The following is a 17633-nucleotide window of genomic DNA, read 5'->3' as shown; positions in this document are numbered from 1 at the left end:
GAAAGTAAGCATCAGCCGGCTCCAAAGGCCAGCTACTCCGCTCGGTAAGCCAGGGAGTTAGCGCCGGGACTAGCCTGAGCCCCGGGGCCGTACTACTTTCGGGCTTCCGCCTTGCGCTTTCGCCCATGCTGCTCACGATTTCGACCACCCACCAGCCCGCCACCGACCTGGGCTATTTGCTGCATAAAAACCCCGCGCGCCTGCAAAGCGTGGAAATTACCGGCGGCCAGGCCCACGTATTTTACCCCGAAGCCACGCCCGAGCGCTGCACTGCCGCGCTGCTGCTCGACCTCGACCCTATCGGGCTGGTGCGCGGCCGGGGCGAGCGCGGCGGCGAGGGGTTCTCGTTGCAGGAATACGTGAACGACCGGCCCTACGTAGCCTCGTCGTTTCTGAGCGTGGCGCTGAGCAAAGCCTTCGGCACGGCCATGAACGGCACCTGCAAAGACCGCCCCGCCCTGCCGGCCGAAGCCCTGCCGCTGGCCGTGACCGTGGCCGTCGTGTCGGCGCCCGGCCCCGACTGGCCGCGCCGCCTCTTCGAGCCGCTAGGGTATCAGGTGGAGGTAGAAACCTCCCCGCTCGACCCCACCCAGCCCACTTGGGGCGATAGCGGCTACTATACCCTGCACCTGCGCCACGAAGGCCTGCGCCTGCAAGACGTGCTCACGCACCTCTACGTGCTGCTGCCCGTGCTCGACAACGACAAGCACTACTACGTAGACCAGAATGAGGCTGAAAAGCTGCTGCACCGCGGCGGCGACTGGCTGCCCCGCCACCCCGAGCGCAGCTTCATCACGCGGCGCTACCTGCGCTACAAAGCGCTGTATGTGAATCCGCTGCTGGCTAGGCTGCTGGAAGGCAACGAGGAAGAATTGCCGGAGCCAGCCGCGGCCGAAGCCGATGAGCCGGGTTCCCCAGCGACTAGCACCCCGGCTAGCCTCGCGCCCGAGCCTAAGCTGTCGCTCCACGACCAGCGCTTGCAGCAAGTAGCCCAGGAAATCTACGAGCTAGCCCCCAAGCGCGTGCTCGACCTGGGCTGTGGCGAGGGCAAGCTCCTGCGCTTACTGCTGCGCCAGCCCAAAATCGAGTACATCCTGGGCATGGATGTGTCGCACCAGGCGCTGGCCCGCGCCGCCCAGCGCCTGCACCTGGCCGAAATGCCCCCGCGCCAGCGCGCCCGCCTCGACCTCATCCAGGGCTCGCTCTTATACAAGGATGAGCGCCTGGCCGGCTTCGACGCGGCGGCGCTGGTAGAGGTTATCGAGCACCTCGACCCTAGCCGCCTCGCGGCCCTTGAAGCGGTGGTATTCGGCCAGGCGCGGCCGGGGCACGTCTTCGTCACGACGCCCAACGCGGAGTACAACCAAGTCTACGAAACCCTCTCAGCCGGCACCTTCCGCCACGCCGACCACCGCTTCGAGTGGACCCGCGCCGAGTTTGCGGCCTGGGCCGCTGGCGTGGCCGAGCGCCACGGCTACACCGTGCGGCTGGAGGCGATGGGCGAGGAGGCGAAAGGGGTTGGAGCGCCCTCGCAGCTGGCGGTGTTCGGGCGAAAAGAATAGTTGGCTGCGCTAGGGGTTAACAGCGCAAGGACGACCATTCTTTATCTCTTGGTAAGCAGCCGGGAAGGCGAATAGGCATGGTTTGCTCTAGGAATTTGCGTTGCCATTTTTTTGATAACACCTCTTAATTTCTTCCAGAAAACCTCCGTTGACTTATCGGCACTGCTACCAATCATTCTGTAATGGTTACCAATCCAGCCAAAATTTGACATGGGTATTTCAGCTTCTGAATGGAGTTTCAACTCCAAATGAATAATACCTGGATGGCCAGCACCGAAATAAGGAATCCGTGGGTTCTGACCACCTCGCAGTTCTGCCCAGCCATGCCAAGGGTCTTCGACGATACCGTCTGTCAAGCCTTGGGTTAATAGCGGTAGCGGGCCAGAAGGCACGTGCCAAAGATTGTATTCAGCATAATCAGGCCACAGAAAGTGGTGTCCCCTCATCGCAACCTGAGTGCCAATGTCGCGGCTGATAGTTCGGGCGCTTTGCGCAATCCATCTAGCTGGGCCATCTGTAACCAGAAAGGCGATTTCGCTTTCCTGATTCAGCCAGTCATTGAGCAGGTCAATATCTGGAGGCAGCAAGTACATTGCAATCCAAGCCATTAGTAGATAGTATCAGACGAGAAGTGGAGCGGCGAAAGTAACAATGTCATAAAGGATAAAGGCACTGCCACTGGCGTCCGCTAGGGTCTCAAGATGCAGGATGCGCTAGAAAGGGTCCATTGCTGGGAGACACGGGTCGTACTTTTAGCCTTCCCAATTACTGCCCGGCCGCTTCCTGGCCTTTTCTATGCAAAAACGTATTTACCCGCTGGGGGCGTGGCTGCTGGTGCTGCTCTTGCTGCACTGGCACCCGGCCCTGGCCCAATCGCGCTTTACTATCAGCGGCACCGTGCAGGATGCCACCTCGGGCGAAAACCTCACCGGCGCCACCGTGCGGGTGCGCGAGCTGCCTGGCGTGGGCACCGGCGCCAATGCCTACGGCTTCTACACGCTCACGGTACCAACGGGCACCTACACGCTGGAAGTCAGCTTTGTAGGCTTCGCCAATCAGCAGCGCACGCTTACCATCGGGGCTAGCCAGCGCCTCGACTTCAAGCTCAAGCCTAGCGGCAACGACCTCAACGAAGTAATAGTGACTGGCCGCAGCGCCGACGCCAACATCAGCAAGGCGCAGATGGGCGTCGAAACGCTAGACCTCAAGCAGATAGCCAAGGTGCCGGTGCTCTTTGGCGAGAAAGACGTGATAAAAACGCTGACCCTGCTGCCGGGTATCAAGTCGGCCGGCGAGGGGAGCAGCGGCTTCTCGGTGCGCGGCGGGGCCGTGGACCAGAACCTGATTTTGCTCGACGAGGCGCCCGTGTATAATGCCTCGCACCTGCTAGGCTTCTTCTCGACCTTCAACTCCGACGCCATCAAGGACCTGACCGTGTTTAAGGGGGGCATGCCGGCGCAGTATGGCGGGCGCCTGTCGTCGGTGGTCGATATCAAGATGAAAGACGGCAACAACCAGCAGCTGCACGGCAGTGGCGGCATTGGCCTCATTGCCAGTCGGCTAGCCCTCGAAGGGCCGATTGTGAAGGACAAAGGCTCGTTTCTGGTAACGGCCCGACGCACCTATGCCGACGTGTTTTTGAAGTTCTCCAAAAACGAAACCACCAAAAATTCAAGTCTGTACTTCTACGACGTCAATGCCAAAGCAAACTATTCGCTCAACGAGCGCAACCGGCTCTATTTCAGTGCCTACCTGGGGCGCGACGCGCTGGGACTGGCTAACACCTTCGGCCAGTACTACGGCAATAAAACGGCAACGCTGCGCCTTAACCACTTGTTCAGCGACCGGGTGTTTTCCAATACCTCGCTCATTTTCAGTAAGTACGACTACGAAATCGACATCACCTCCAACGCCCAGAATTTCAGCATTATCTCGAAAATTCAGGACCTGAACCTGAAGGAGGACGTGGAATTTACGCCCAGCGCTACCCAGACTTTTCGCTTCGGGGCCAACGCTATTTACCACACCATCACGCCCGGCTACGTGGTGGCCGACGCCGGCTCGTCGGTAAATGCCACCGCCGACCGCACCAACTATTCGCTCGAAACCGCGGCCTACGCCTCGCACGAGTGGCAGGCTGCGCCGCGCCTCAACTTCACCACTGGCCTGCGGCTGTCGGGCTTCAGCCTGCTGGGTCCCGGCACCTACTCGACCTACGATGCGGCCGGCAACGTGCTCGTGGCCACGCCCTACACCACCAAGGGCCAGTTTTTGAAAACCTACGTGCGCCTGGAGCCGCGCTTTTCGGCTAGCTTCCAGCTCAACGAGGCTAGCCAGCTCAAGGCCGGTTACGCCCGCAACGTGCAGAACCTGCACCTGCTCAGCAACAGCAGTACCTCGCTGCCCACCGACCTCTACGTGCCCACCACCTTCAACGTGAAACCTGAAACGTCCGACCAGGTGTCGGCCGGCTACTACCGCACGCTGGGTAAAGACAAGACGTATTCGCTGACGGTTGAAACCTATTATAAGGCCCTTAGCAACCAGATTGACTACCGCGACGGCACGCAGCTGCGCGGCAATTTCGACGTGGAGGCCAGCCTGCTCTACGGCATCGGGCGGGCCTACGGCGTCGAATTTTTGGTGCGCAAAGACGTGGGCCGCCTCACTGGCTGGGTGGGCTACACGCTCAGCAAGAGCGAGCGCCAGTTTGCCGAAATCAACGGCGGCTCATGGTTCAACGCCCGGCAGGACCGGCCGCATGATTTGTCGGTAGTGGCTATTTATCAACTCAATAACAAGTGGAGCTTCTCGGGTACGTTCCTGGCTAGCACCGGCAACGCGGCCACTTTCCCGGTGGGCAAATACCTGGTGGCGGGCCAGGTAGTGAGCCTCTACGGCCAGCGCAATGCCGACCGCCTGCCCAACTACCAGCGCCTCGACCTGGGCGCCACTTACGAGAAGCACGGCCAGGAAGGCAAGCGCTTTCACAGCAGCTGGTCGTTCTCCATTTACAACGCGCTAGGCCGCGAAAACCCCTACAGCATCCGCTTCCAGCCCGACCCCAACGACGCCAGCAAAACCCAGGCCGTGCAAACGGCCCTGTTTCGGATGGTACCCTCGGCCACGTACAATTTCAGCTTTTAAGGCATGAGCCAGTTGCAGAAAATAGCCTTGTTTACCCGCCTAGGGGTTACCTCACCCCCCGGCCCCCTCTCCTTGGGGAGAGGGGGAGCCACGACGGCGCGGCCGTGGGCTCGTCAACATAATCGGTCGGCTCCCCCTCTCCCCAAGGAGAGGGGGCCGGGGGGTGAGGTCAATAGCCTGGTTACGTTGCTGCTGGCTGCCCTATTGCTAGCCGGCACCGGCTGCGAGAAAGTTGTCAATCTCGACCTCAAAACCTCGTCCTCGCAGCTCGTCATCGAGGGCAACCTGGTGGACGATAACCGCCCGTGCCAGGTCAGCCTCAGCACCTCGGCCAACTATACTGACGCCAACACCTTCGCGCCCGTTACCGGCGCCACCATCACCCTGGCCGACAATGCGGGCAGCACCGAAACGCTGCGCGAGGCCACGCCCGGCCAGTACGCGGGCGCGAGCATCAAGGGCGTGCCGGGCCGCACCTACACGCTGCGGGTGGCCACGGGCGGCGCGTCCTACGTGGCCGTGTCTACGCTGCCCGCGCCGGTGGTGCCCTTCGAGAAGCTGAGCACCCAGGTCAGCCCCGTGGGCAACAACATCCAGGCCGTGGTGGACTACACCGACCCCGTGGGGCTGGGCAACAGCTACCTCTTCCGCCAGTACCGCAACGGCCGCCTCAACAACGCCATTTTCGTGCAAAACGACCAGTTTACCGACGGCAAGCATATCACCCAAACCCTGCGCGCCTTCAGCAACAGCAGCACCGACCCCAACGGCGTCAACAAGCTCGCGGCGGGCGACAGCCTCCAGGTCGAGATGCAAAACATCGACGCCAACGTCTACGAGTATTTCCGCACCCTCAACCAGATTCTGACCGTCGGCGGCGCCCCCAGCACCACTCCCGCCAACCCCAAATCGAATTTCTCGGGCGGCGCGCTAGGGTATTTCAGCGCCCATTCACGCCAGGTACTGCGGATTAAGGTGCAGTAGGCTGCTTCCGCTCAAGCTTCTCAATAAGTTTGAGGATAGCATCACGATTTTTTGCATCCTTAATAAATTGTGGTAGCCGCTCCACCATTGTGGTGTGCGTGGTGGTTTGTCGCTCACGCAGCTTTGCACCTACATATTCTTTAATGGCGTGCAAGTGTTGTCGATTATAAGCCCAGAATAAATTGTCGCGAATGCTTCCTTGCAGCCACAAAGGCAGTCCGAAGACAGGAGCTAAGCCCTCTTGAGGCTCATTATAAGGCTGCGTATAAGCTTCGTTTCTTGGTTTATAAACTCGGGTTTTGCCACAGGATGGGCAAGAAACAGCAAGAGAATCCATCATTTCTCTTGACTGCGGAATAATCTTTTGTATGAGCTTTCCACAGTTATCACAATTTCTTTTGACTAATATCTTATATCTGATGAGGTCGGTTGCGTTTTCTGAATGCGTACAATAGCTGCAAGTCAGTTTTCCACTATCTAGAAACCAAGGACTATTTACCGTTATAGCAGCTTCGTGCTTACACTTAGGACACTCAACCGTAAATTCAGTCATGTATGACTGGCGCACGGTGGCTGGTCCTGAGTATCTTGGCTCTATCTCTTGCATAATGGAATTCTAATTTGGTAAATCTACTCCACACTCAATTTCAAATGCCCGCCTAGCCCTTCCCGAATAATCCGCATCAGCGTGGAAAGGCGAATATCCGAAGCGTCGTTTTCGATGCGGGAGATATAGGTTTTAGTGGTGCCGCATTTCTCGGCTAGCTGGGCCTGGGTCAGGCCTTTCTCTTTGCGAAGCTCTTGCAGCATGGCGCCGAGCTTGAAGGCTTCGAACCCTTCCTCGTAGGCTTCGCGGGCGGGGGTGCCGGGCTCGCCGTATTGTGCGGTGAGGTGGTCGGCAAAGGAAGTGAGATGGCTAGCGGGCTGGTTTTTCATCGAAGTATTGCTGTTTTAGTTGTTCGGCCAGGGCCAATTCATTCTTGGGCGTTTTGGGCGTCTTTTTCTGAAAGCCGTTCACTAGAATTATCAGCTTGCCTTTGTCGAAAAAGCTAAAGACGCGGTAGATATCGGTGCTGACTTCTACCCGGATTTCGTAGAGGCCGGAGCTGCCGGTGAGATGCTTGAAGTATTTTTCGGGAACCCGGTCTACGGTGGCCAGCAACTGCAAGGTCCAGTTGAATTTGCGCTGCACCTCCGGCTTCAGCGTGGCGAAGAAGTCCAGGTAGTACTGGCGGTAGTAAAATACATTGCGAACAAACTCGGCGGTCATTCGCCAAAGTTAGCTGATTAGCTAACAATGATTAGCTCTTTTTCATGCCTTTCGATACCTTAAAACTCCCCGAACTCTCGCTGGTGCTGCTCATTGGCAGCACGGGCGCGGGCAAGTCCACGTTTGCGCGGCGCCTGTTCAAGCCCACCGAAGTGGTGTCGTCGGATACCTGCCGGGGCCTGGTATCGGATGATGAAAACAGCCTCGACGCCACCAACGACGCCTTCGACCTGCTGCACTACTGGGTAGCCAAGCGCCTCAAGCGCGGCCGCCTCACGGTGGTCGATGCCACCAACGTGCGCGCCGAAGACCGCAAAGCCTTCGTGGCGCTGGCCCGGCAGTACCACTGCCTGCCGGTGGCCATTGTGCTCGACGTGCCTGAAAGCATAGCCACCGACCGCAACCGCCAACGCCCCGACCGCGCCGGCCTCAAGCCCCACGTTATTGCGGGCCACCGCCGCCTGCTGCGCCAGAGCCTGCGCACGCTCAAGGCCGAGGGCTTTCGGCACCTCTACCACCTGCGCGGGGTGGAGGAAATCGACGCCGTGCGGGCGATAGCGCGTGACCCGCTGCACAACAACCGCCAGCAGGAAACCGGCCCCTTCGATATCATCGGCGACGTGCACGGCTGCTACCGCGAGCTGTGCGAGCTGCTGAGCCGGCTAGGGTATGGTGTTGAGGAAGAAGAAGTAAGGGATGCGCGCGACTTGGGCGTGCGGGTAGTGCGGCTGCCCTCCGCGTCAACCTCACCCCCTGGCCCCCTCTCCTTGGGGAGAGGGGGGACTAGTGCTAACCTAAAAAATAACGTTGGTTTAGAAGACGATAGCACGAGTCTAGAGCTAGTCCCCCCTCTCCCCAGGGAGAGGGGGCTAGGGGGTGAGGTCGGCACCAGGGCCGTCCTCCGCAAAGTCATCTTCCTCGGCGACCTCGTAGACCGTGGCCCCGCCTCGCCGCAGGTGTTGCGCCTGGTAATGAGCATGGTACGCGACGGCCTGGCCCTGTGCGTGCCCGGCAACCACGACATCAAGCTGCTGCGCTACCTCAACGGCAAAAACGTGTCGCACACCCACGGCCTGGCCGAAACCATCGCCCAGTTCGAAGCCGAAACGCCCGCCTTCAAGGAGCAGGTGCGGCTGTTTCTGGATAAGCTGGTGAGCCACTACGTGCTCGACGGCGGCCGGCTGGTGGTGGCCCACGCCGGCCTCACCGAAGAGATGCAGGGCCGGGGCTCGGGGGCGGTGCGCAACTTTGCGCTCTTTGGCGAAACCACAGGCGAAACGGACGAGTTTGGCCTGCCCGTGCGCTACCACTGGGCTAGCGAGTACCGCGGCAAAGCAATGGTGGTATATGGCCACACGCCCGTGCCCGAGCCCGAATGGCTCAACAATACCATCGACATTGACACCGGCTGCGTGTTTGGCGGCCGCCTCACGGCCCTGCGCTACCCCGAGCGGGCGCTGATGAGCGTGCCCGCCCACCAGGTATACAGCGAGCCCAGCCGGCCGTTACACTACAACCCGCACCGCCCCGGCGAACTACCGGGCAGCGCGGACCCCTTGGCCCAGCCGGAGCCCCTAGCCACCGCCCAGCAGCAGCACGACGACCTGCTTGATATTCGCGACGTGACCGGCAAGCAGCTCATCAACACGCGCTTGCTCAATACCGTGACCGTGCGCGAGGAAAACGCCGTGGCCGCCCTGGAGGTCATGTCGCGCTTCGCCCTCAACCCCAAGTGGCTGCTCTACCTGCCACCCACCATGTCGCCCACCGAAACCTCGGAGCTGCCCGACCTGCTCGAACACCCCGCCGAGGCCTTCGCCTACTACCAGCGCCAGGGCGTGGCGCGCGTGGTATGCGAGGAAAAACACATGGGCAGCCGCGTAGTAGTGGTGCTGGGCCGCGACGAGGCCGCCATCCAGCGCCGGCTAGGGGTGGTGGGCGAGGGCATAGGCAAATGCTACACCCGCACCGGCCGCAATTTCTTCACCGATAATGAGTTAGAAACGGCCTTCCTTGCCCGTCTGCGCGGTGCGCTCAGCACGGCCGGCTTCTGGGAGAAATTCAACACCGACTGGGTGTGCCTCGACGCCGAGCTGCTGCCGTGGTCGGCCAAGGCCCAGGAGCTGGTGAAAAGCCAGTACGCTGCCGTGGCCGCCGCTGCCACCGCCGCCCTGCCCCAGGCCGAAACGGCCCTGGCCGCCGCCGCCGCTAGGGGCCTGGCCGACGCCGATGCCCTGCTGGCCCGCACCAGCGCCCGCCGCGCCGCCGCTACTGATTACGCCGACGCCTACCGCCGCTACTGCTGGCCCGTGCAGTCGCTCGACGACCTCAAGCTGGCGCCCTTCCACTTGCTAGCCACCGAGGGCCACACCTACTTCGACCGCGACCACGCCTGGCACATGGAAACCCTGCGCGCCCTCAGCCTCGCCGACCCGCGCCTGCTGCGCGCCACGCCCTACCGCGTAATCGACCTCACCAACCCCGCCGAAATCGAGGCGGCTACCGACTGGTGGCTGGCCCTCACCGCCGGCGGGGGCGAAGGCATGGTGGTGAAGCCCTACGACTTCATCCCCAAAACTGGCCGCTCGCTCATCCAGCCCGCCCTCAAGTGCCGGGGCCGCGAGTATCTGCGCATTATCTACGGGCCTGATTATCTGTTGGATGGCAACCTGGAGCGCCTGCGCCTGCGCAACGTGAAAGCCAAGCGCAACCTGGCCCTGCGCGAGTTTGCGCTAGGGGTAGAGGGGCTCGAAAGGTTCGTGGCCGGTCAGCCGCTGCGCCTGGTACATCAGTGCGTATTTGGGGTGCTGGCCCTCGAAAGCGAGCCGATAGACCCGCGCTTATAGCCGCGCCGGCGCCGGGCCCGTAGGGTATGCCTGCGGGCCCGGCGCTACTTAATTTCCGGCAGCTTATTTCTTTTCCCACCTATGAACTACCGATTTTTTGCGCCGGCTCTCGCCGCTGGCCTGGGCCTCTGGCTAGCCAGCTCCAGCCGCGCCGCGGCCCCTGCGGCCGAGCGCCCCATTTACTTTGCCCTCAAAGTATATCACCTGAAAACCAACCGCCAGGAAGCTCGCATCGACAGCTTCTTGCAGCGGCAGTATTTGCCCACGTTGCACGCGGCCGGTATTGCCAACGTCGGCGTATTTAAGCCCATCGGCAACGACACCGCCGCCGACCGGCGGGTGTATGTATTTACGCCGTTTACGTCGCTAAAACAGTGGGAAAAAATTGACCAGGAAACCTCGGCTAAATTATTGGCCGCAGGCGGTGCCTACGAAAATACGGCTTATAATAATCCCGCCTACACCCGCCAGGAAACCATTCTGCTCAAGGCCTTTGACGAGATGAAAACCCTGGCTGCTCCCAAGCTCGCCGCGCCCAAAAACGAGCGCGTGTATGAGCTGCGCAGCTACGAAGGGGCTAGCGAACAACTATTCCGCAACAAGGTGCAGATGTTTAATGCCGGTGGCGAAACTAAATTATTCGACCGCCTGGGCTTTAATCCTATCTTCTACAGCGAAGTAGTATTCGGCGCAAAAATGCCGAACCTCATGTACATGACCTCCTTCGCCAATATGGCGGACCGCGAGGCGCACTGGAAAGCCTTCGGTGCCGACCCCGAATGGAAGAAATTATCCAGCCAGCCCGAATATCAGAATAATGTATCGCACATCGATATTACGTTTTTGCGCCCGGCTAATTATTCTGATTTATAAAAACCAGCGTAATTAATTGAAAAACGTCTGTCATGCTGAGCTTGCGAAGCATCTCGCTCGCGCCGCTAGGGTAATAATCCTAACGATGCGGTAGAGATGCTTCGCAAGCTCAGCATGACAGACGTTTTTTCTTACGGGTAATTAATTCTAGAACTTATCATCATTCACTTCCAGCCAAAAACCATCCGGGTCCTGCAAATAAATCTGCTTCACGCCGTCGGGCCGCGGCGTGGTTTTGCCCGGCTCGCTTTTCCAGCTGCCGTAGCGGATGCCTAGCTTATCGAGGTGCGCCATGAATTTTGACAGGTCTTTTACGCTGAAAGCCAAGTGGGTATTGATGTCGTGTTCCTGCGCTTTATTGCCCTGAATAATATGCAGCTGGCTGTGCGGCCCGATGCGCAGCCACACGTGCTTGCCATCTTTAAACGGCTCTGATAATTCGGGTAGTAGCAGCGCGTTTTTATAAAAATCAGCGCTTTTCTGCAAATCCACCACGTACAGCGCAATGTGGTTGAGCAAGACCGGACCTTGCGCAAAAGCGCCTTTAGCAGTGGTTATAATTACTAGAAAAGTAATTACGCAAAACGACAGGTATTTTTTCATGGGTGGGAATAGGTGGGATAGTGGTGCCAGTAAATAATTGGCAAGGATACTTAATTATTTTGAGCGTGCGGCTTTAAACTCCGAGCCGGCGCGCCACTGCGGAAACGTAGTTTCGTCGGCCAGGCGCTGGCCCACGCGGAAATACAACTGCGCATCCTGGGCCACGCCGCTCAGGTCCCAGCCAGGGTCAAACTGGTCGGCGGGCTTGTGGTACATGTTGGTGGTGTAGGCCTGGCGCTTTTGGGCAATGTAGGCCTTGCCCTGGCTGCGGCTCTCGAAGCCGCCGCTGGCGTAGAGCGAGGGCACGCCCACGTGGGCAAAGCTGAAGTGGTCGGAGCGGTAGAACATGCCGGTTTCGGGCGTCTGGTCGGGCAGCAGGTAGCGGTCCTGCTCCTTGGCGGCGGCGCGGGCGTAGTCTTCCAGCTCCGACTGCCCATAGCCGATAACGGTGAGGTCCTTCATGCGGCCGTAGGGCCAGAGCATGTCCATGTTGAGGTCGGCCACGGTTTTGGCCAGCGGGAAGGCCGGGTGCTGGGCGTAGTAATTGGACCCCAGCAGGCCCTGCTCTTCGCCCGTCACGGCCAGGAACACGATGCTGCGGGCCGGCTTTTCGGGCGCATTTTTAAAGGCTTTGGCGATGCTGAGCAGCGCGGCTAGCCCGGTGCCATCGTCCACGGCGCCGTTGTAGATGGAGTCGCCGGCAATGACTTTGCCCACGCCAAAGTGGTCCCAGTGCGCCGAATAAATGACGTACTCGCCCGCATTGGTGGTGCCGGGAAGCACGGCCAGCACGTTCTTGGAAGTCTGGCTGCGCAATTTCTGCCGCAGGCTGGTGCTGAGCGTGAGGCCCAGCGGGCGCGGGCGGAAGCCGCGCTGGTTGGCGGCAGCGTAGAGGGCGTCGTAGCTCTGGCCGGCGGCGGTGAAGAGGCGCTTGGCGGCGTCGAGCGTCAGCCAGCCTTCGAGGGCGCACTTGCTGGCGCCGTGGTCGGCGGTTTGGGGGCGTAGCTTGGGGCCGAGCGCGCCGCTGAGCACCACGCTCCAGGGGTAGGCGGCGGGCTGGGTGTCGTGCACGATGAGCAGGCCGGCGGCGCCGTGGCGGGCGGCCTCGTCGTATTTGTAGGTCCAGCGGCCGTAGTAGGTCATGGCCTTGCCCTTGAACAGGGTTGTATCCTGGCCCGCGTTGCCGGGGTCGTTCACGAGCACCACCACGGTTTTGCCCTTCACGTCGAGGCCGGCGTAGTCGTCCCAGCCGTATTCGGGCGCCACCACGCCGTAGCCGGCAAACACCAGCGGCGAGTTTTGCACGGCCACCGTGGGCTGCTCGCGCTGGCTGAATACGACGTAGTCGGTTTTATAATCGAGGCTCAGCTTCTGGCCCTTGCCCGTAATCTGCATGGTCGGCGCGGGCGACACGGCGATTTCCACCATTGGCACCGGCTGAAAATAGCTGCCAGCGGGGCCGGCGGGCTGCAAGCCCAAACTCTTAAACTGTGTCGCCAGATACTCAGTAATGCGCTCCTCGCCCGCCGTAAACGGCTTGCGGCCCAGCATCTCATCCGACGACACAGCTTGCAGGTAGCCGCTGATATCGGCCGCCGTGATGGCCTCGGTGGGTGTGGGTGGGGTAGGAGCCGCCGCCGTAGGCGGCGGGGCCGTGGCTAGGGTAGCAGTAGGTTTAGTAGACTGGCAACCGGCCAAAGCGAGGCCTAGCAGGCCCGCCAGCGGCAGCCGGCTAGCCCGAACAGAAGAAAGGAACATGAGCGAAGTACTGGCACGAACCGCCGTGCCTAAGAACGCTCAAGGTACAAGCCAGCCCGAAATAGCCCGGCGGCCGGGCCAGCTAGTTGGGGCAGGGCACGGGCAGCAGCGTGTATTTGGCGTCGAAATGCAGGGTGCGGGGCAGCTTAAATATCGTCTTGCCCTGAATTTCTGCCACGGGGCCGTAGCCCTCCACGAAGCCGATGTCGCGGCGCAAAAAGGCCACCTCGCGCACGGAGGTTTTGCCTTCCGACTGAAAAGTGTAGTCGGCCAGTAGCGTATCGCCGTGCATGGTGCCCCGGATGGTGCCCTGGTTGCGGTCCTTCTCGAAGTAGCGGTAGGCTAGCTGGCCCGTTACGGTGGGCTGCGTGGTTTGCAGCGTCAGGCGCACCGTGTCGGTTTCGGTGCGGTAGGCGTAGCACTGCGGGCCGGTGGCGGTAGGGGCCGTAGGCTCCTGGCTAGCCTGGGTAGTTTGCTCGTGGCAGGCGGCAAGCAAAGCCAGGCTGGCAGCGAAAAGTAAGGAACGGAAAATGACCATAGAATACATAAAAATAACTTGGTTAGCAGGCGGTTATGAAGTCGGTAAAGTTCTCAATAATCGCCTCCTGCTCTTCCGGCCGCCACTGCAGCCGATAGGCCCGTGGCACGCCGTGAGCCCGCACATGCAGTGTCAGTTCGTCGTCGTAGGGCACAAAAGTAGTGCCTTCAAATAGCCACGTTTCGCCCACCGAATGTAGGCCGCCATCATAGTCAACGAACTCGCGCATAATCTGGTACCGCTGCCCCCGCACCAACGCGTGAATGCTAGCCATGCTTAGTCGGGCTGCGTAGTGAGCGTGCGCTCGATGCGGGGGTCGGGTATCAGCCAGATGAGGGCCACCGCCACGTAGGCCGCACCCGCCAGCCAGGGCAGCCAAAAGCTGCTAACGATGCCCACCACGTACAGCACCGGCGAGAGCTTGCCCTTCCAGTCGTGCCCCACGGCGTGGGCCAGGGGCGAGTCGGGGCCATTGACGGCAATGAGCGCGTTTTGCAGCACAAAATAGGCGATGGCCGACCCTAGCAGCACCCCGCCGTACACGGCCAGCGTGGCCGGGGCAAAATGGTTTTCACCCATCCAGCCCGTCGCGAACGGCGTGAGCGAGAGCCAGAACAGCAAATGCAGATTAGCCCACAGCACCCCGCCGCTAATCTGCCGGCAGCTGCTGAGCATGTGGTGGTGATTATTCCAGTAAATACCTACGTAGAGGAAGCTCAGCACGTAGCTCAGGAATATGGGTAGCAGCGGCCGCAAGGCCGGGAAATCGGCCCCGTGCGGCACCTTCAGTTCCAACACCATGATGGTGAGGATGATGGCGAGCACACCGTCGCTGAATGCTTCGAGGCGGGTTTTGTGCATGGGGTGGGCTAGTGACGCTTGGAAAAATCAAGGGTATGATTCTCAGAGGTGCGCCGAAAATTAAATAACACCCCAGACCTGAGGGTCGTGTCTAGCCGCTCTTGATTATCGGTGGCGATGCGCAGCCGGAAGTAGCCGTTGCGCCCTAGTGCAAGCGTGGCTTGCACAGCTTCACTGCCTGCGCACTCCAGTTGCACCTTGCCTATTTCCTGGTCAAGCCAGAATGGTTGTTGCCGGTAAAACGTCAGGTTGTAGCCGCTCGATGTCATCGTAACGAAACCGTATTCTTGCTGGGTGAAATAATAGCTGCCGTTACTGGCGTGCGTCGTGGTAGGAGTGTAAAAAATAGCCGCGAGTAGTGTATTCATACTCACCCAAGCTCCTCCGACTAGCACTACAATAAAGCATAAGCCTATCGCTACGATGCGCATTACATCATTGCCAATGTGGCGAGCAATTGATGCTTTGAACGCTAACGTAGTAGCAAGAACAAGGCTAAAGAATAGAAAAAGAACTAGTGCAAACACGACCAAAGCTAGCGACGGTTGCACAAAAAAAACGCCGCCCCGTTGCCAGGGCGGCGTTTTTTTAACCTAGCCAGCCGGCGCAACCGCCCGCTGGTCCAGCCTTACGATTTTACCAAGTCGAAGCGGTCGGCGTCCATTACCTTGGCCCAGGCGGCTACGAAGTCGCGCACGAATTTCGCGCCGGCCTGGTGGGTGCCGTAGACTTCGGAGATGGCGCGCAGCTCCGAGTTCGAGCCGAAAATTAGGTCCACGCGGGTGCCGGTCCACTTCACCAGGTTGGTTTTGCGGTCGCGGCCTTCGAATAGCTGGTCGGCGTCAGAAGTCGCTTTCCAAGTGGTGCCCATGTCGAGCAGGTTCAGGAAAAAGTCGTTGCTGAGCGTGCCGGGGCGTTCGGTGAACACGCCGTGGTTCGAGCCGTCGTAGTTGGTGTTCAGCACGCGCAGGCCGCCTACCAGCACCGTTAGTTCGGGAGCGGTGAGGGTCAGGAGTTGGGCACGGTCGATGAGCATGGCCTCGGGCGAAGCCTCATGATTGGCGGCCAAGTAGTTACGGAAACCATCGGCGTGGGGCTCCAAGGCGGCAAACGACTGCACGTCGGTTTGCTCGTGGGTAGCGTCGGTGCGGCCGGGGTGGAAGGGCACCTGCACGTCGTAGCCGCCGTCTTTGGCCGCCTGCTCGATGGCGGCAGCGCCGCCTAGCACGATGAGGTCGGCCAGCGATACCTTTTTGCCGCCGGTTTGCGCAGCGTTAAACTCGTTCTGGATGCCGGTCAGCACGTCGAGCACTTTCGACAGCTCGGCCGGGTTGTTGGCATCCCAGAATTTCTGGGGGGCTAGCCGGATGCGGGCGCCATTGGCACCGCCGCGCTTGTCGGAGCCGCGGAACGTAGAAGCCGAAGCCCAGGCCGTGCGGATAAGCTGCGCGTTCGTCAGACCACAGGCTAACAGACGGTCTTTCAAGGCGTTGATATCCTGCTCGTCAATCGGTGCGTAGTCGGCGGCGGGCAGCGGGTCTTGCCAGATGAGCACTTCGCTAGGTACCTCGGGGCCTACGTAGCGCGACAACGGGCCCATGTCGCGGTGCGTGAGCTTAAACCAGGCGCGGCTGAAAGCGTCGGCAAACTCCTCGGGGTTTTCGTGGAAGCGGCGCGAGATTTTCTCGTAAATCGGGTCTTCGCGCAGGGCGATGTCCGACGTCAGCATGAACGGCTGGTGGAACTTGTTGGGGTCGTGGGCGTCGGGAATCATGCCCGCGCCGGCGTCGCCCTTGGGCTTCCACTGGTGCGCCCCGGCGGGGCTCTTGGTCAGCTCCCACTCGAAGCCGAACAGGTTGTTGAAGTAGCCATTGCCCCACTTGGCGGGGGTAGCGGTCCAGGCGCCTTCGAGGCCGCTCGTGATGGTGTCGCCGGCGTTGCCGGTGCCATACGAGTTGAGCCAGCCCTTGCCTTGCTGCTCGATGCCGGCGGCAGCGGGCTCGTGGGCAATGTACTGGGCAGGGTCAGCGGCGCCGTGGGTTTTGCCGAAGGTGTGGCCGCCCGCAATCAGGGCCACCGTTTCCTCGTCGTTCATGGCCATGCGGCCGAAGGTTTCGCGGATGTCACGGGCCGAGCCTAGGGGGTTCGGGTTGCCGTTAGGGCCTTCCGGGTTCACGTAGATGAGGCCCATCTGCACGGCGGCCAGCGGGTTTTCGAGCTGGCGGTCGCCGGTGTAGCGCTTGTCGCCGAGCCACTCACGCTCCGAGCCCCAGTACACTTCTTCCATCGGCTCCCACACGTCGGCACGGCCGCCCGAGTAGCCGAACGGCTTGAGGCCCATCGACTCCAGCGCGCAGTTGCCGGCCAGAATCATGAGGTCAGCCCACGAAATCTGCTCGCCGTACTTCTGCTTGATGGGCCACAGCAGGAGGCGGGCCTTGTCGAGGTTGGCGTTGTCGGGCCAGCTGTTGAGCGGAGCAAAGCGCTGCATGCCCGCGCCCGCGCCACCGCGGCCGTCCGAGATGCGGTAGGTGCCGGCCGAGTGCCAGGCCATGCGAATAAAGAACGGGCCGTAGTGGCCGTAGTCGGCCGGCCACCAGTCTTGCGAGGTGGTCATCAGCTCAAACAGGTCCTGCTTTACGGCGCTGAGGTCCAGCTTTTTGAACTCCTCCACGTAGTTGAAGTCCGCGCCCATGGGGTTGGACAGGGCCGAGTGCTGGCGCAGGATGCCGAGCGGCAGCTGGTTGGGCCACCAGTCGCGGTTGCGGGTGCCGCCGCCGGCCGTGTGCTGCTGCGCGATGCCCGACAAGAAGGGGCATTTGGCCGCCGACGGGTCATTCATGAAATGCTCCGTGGTATTGGAGGCAGGCGGGTGTTGGTTGTGTTCTTCAGCCATTGTTAAAGGGGATGATTAAATAAAGCTTGGAGGAAATGCGATACCTGAAAGCGGGCTGCTCGCTAAAAAACCGGGAAGCCGGGCAAATTACCGGCAACTACCGCATAGGTTTGCGCGCCGCTGGTAAAAGATTGTGGCATTTTGGCCGCAGGCCAGCTAGCCCGCTTTCGCCGGTCAATTCAGTAGATTAACGAGCGTAGGAGTAAGACAGCAGGGAGGTATTTTGTTTAACAAAATTAGCATTTATTATCAACAAATCGCACGCCGCGCGCTTTTTTTGCCTGTTTCTGTTTAA

Annotated in this window: 16 protein-coding genes; 5 read left to right on the top strand and 11 right to left on the bottom strand. The window is 60.5% G+C overall.

Features of this window, described 5'->3' with window-relative positions; translation table 11 throughout:
• Nucleotides 1-125: 125 nt before the first annotated feature.
• Nucleotides 126-1562: a 3' terminal RNA ribose 2'-O-methyltransferase Hen1 gene (locus tag Q5H89_RS18125; protein ID WP_305020762.1), complete on the top strand. Its 1437-nt coding sequence runs from the start codon at nt 126-128 to the stop codon at nt 1560-1562.
• A gap of 41 nt (nt 1563-1603) precedes the next feature.
• Here the strand turns inward: Q5H89_RS18125 and Q5H89_RS18120 are convergent, their stop codons facing one another.
• The gene (locus Q5H89_RS18120) at nt 1604-2170 is read right to left on the bottom strand and encodes a hypothetical protein (protein ID WP_305020761.1); all 567 of its coding nucleotides are present in this window, start codon (nt 2168-2170) and stop codon (nt 1604-1606) included.
• A gap of 187 nt (nt 2171-2357) precedes the next feature.
• Here Q5H89_RS18120 and Q5H89_RS18115 point away from each other — a divergent pair, with 187 nt between their 5' ends.
• Nucleotides 2358-4709: a TonB-dependent receptor gene (locus Q5H89_RS18115; RefSeq protein WP_305020760.1), complete on the top strand. Its 2352-nt coding sequence runs from the start codon at nt 2358-2360 to the stop codon at nt 4707-4709.
• Nucleotides 4710-4895: 186 nt separating this feature from the next.
• Nucleotides 4896-5693, top strand: coding sequence for a DUF4249 domain-containing protein (locus tag Q5H89_RS18110; protein ID WP_305020759.1), 798 nt, complete (start codon nt 4896-4898; stop codon nt 5691-5693).
• Here Q5H89_RS18110 and Q5H89_RS18105 read toward each other — a convergent pair.
• From Q5H89_RS18105 to Q5H89_RS18095, 3 genes are read right to left on the bottom strand one after another with little or no spacing between them, the layout of a single operon-like run.
• Nucleotides 5680-6300: a hypothetical protein gene (locus tag Q5H89_RS18105; protein ID WP_305020758.1), complete on the bottom strand. Its 621-nt coding sequence runs from the start codon at nt 6298-6300 to the stop codon at nt 5680-5682. The genes Q5H89_RS18110 and Q5H89_RS18105 overlap by 14 nt on opposite strands.
• 23 nt (nt 6301-6323) lie before the next feature.
• The gene (locus tag Q5H89_RS18100; protein WP_305020757.1) at nt 6324-6629 is read right to left on the bottom strand and encodes a helix-turn-helix domain-containing protein; all 306 of its coding nucleotides are present in this window, start codon (nt 6627-6629) and stop codon (nt 6324-6326) included.
• On the bottom strand, nt 6610-6963 hold the full coding sequence (locus Q5H89_RS18095) for a type II toxin-antitoxin system RelE/ParE family toxin (protein ID WP_305020756.1): 354 nt from the start codon (nt 6961-6963) through the stop codon (nt 6610-6612). Before Q5H89_RS18095 ends, Q5H89_RS18100 begins: the two co-directional genes overlap by 20 nt.
• A gap of 44 nt (nt 6964-7007) precedes the next feature.
• On the opposite strand from Q5H89_RS18095, the gene Q5H89_RS18090 reads away from it, so the two are divergent.
• Both Q5H89_RS18090 and Q5H89_RS18085 read left to right on the top strand, forming a co-directional pair.
• A complete protein-coding gene (locus Q5H89_RS18090; protein WP_305020755.1) occupies nt 7008-9809 on the top strand; it encodes a polynucleotide kinase-phosphatase in 2802 nt (933 codons plus the stop codon).
• 81 nt (nt 9810-9890) lie between these two features.
• Nucleotides 9891-10682, top strand: a complete 792-nt coding sequence (locus Q5H89_RS18085; RefSeq protein WP_305020754.1) for an NIPSNAP family protein — start codon at nt 9891-9893, stop codon at nt 10680-10682.
• 147 nt (nt 10683-10829) lie between these two features.
• On the opposite strand, the gene Q5H89_RS18080 is transcribed toward Q5H89_RS18085, so the two are convergent.
• The 7 genes from Q5H89_RS18080 to katG form a co-directional block, all read right to left on the bottom strand.
• Nucleotides 10830-11285, bottom strand: a complete 456-nt coding sequence (locus Q5H89_RS18080) for a VOC family protein (protein WP_305020753.1) — start codon at nt 11283-11285, stop codon at nt 10830-10832.
• 54 nt (nt 11286-11339) lie between these two features.
• Nucleotides 11340-13043, bottom strand: a complete 1704-nt coding sequence (locus tag Q5H89_RS18075; protein WP_305020752.1) for a M28 family metallopeptidase — start codon at nt 13041-13043, stop codon at nt 11340-11342.
• 82 nt (nt 13044-13125) lie between these two features.
• Nucleotides 13126-13581, bottom strand: coding sequence for a hypothetical protein (locus Q5H89_RS18070; protein ID WP_305020751.1), 456 nt, complete (start codon nt 13579-13581; stop codon nt 13126-13128).
• A gap of 22 nt (nt 13582-13603) precedes the next feature.
• Complete coding sequence (locus tag Q5H89_RS18065) at nt 13604-13855, bottom strand: DUF3601 domain-containing protein (RefSeq protein WP_305020750.1); 252 nt, start codon at nt 13853-13855, stop codon at nt 13604-13606.
• Nucleotides 13856-13857: 2 nt separating this feature from the next.
• Entirely contained in the window at nt 13858-14442 is a 585-nt protein-coding gene (locus Q5H89_RS18060; protein WP_305020749.1) for a TMEM175 family protein, read from the bottom strand.
• A gap of 8 nt (nt 14443-14450) precedes the next feature.
• Complete coding sequence (locus tag Q5H89_RS18055; RefSeq protein ID WP_305020748.1) at nt 14451-14969, bottom strand: hypothetical protein; 519 nt, start codon at nt 14967-14969, stop codon at nt 14451-14453.
• 101 nt (nt 14970-15070) lie between these two features.
• On the bottom strand, nt 15071-17338 hold the full coding sequence (gene katG / locus Q5H89_RS18050) for a catalase/peroxidase HPI (protein ID WP_369810676.1): 2268 nt from the start codon (nt 17336-17338) through the stop codon (nt 15071-15073).
• Nucleotides 17339-17633 lie beyond the last annotated feature (295 nt).

The organism is Hymenobacter cheonanensis (assembly GCF_030581075.1).
Lineage (GTDB): Bacteria > Bacteroidota > Bacteroidia > Cytophagales > Hymenobacteraceae > Hymenobacter.
The sequence above is the reverse complement of the archived record's forward strand: the minus strand, read 5'-3'. Positions and strand labels throughout refer to the sequence as shown.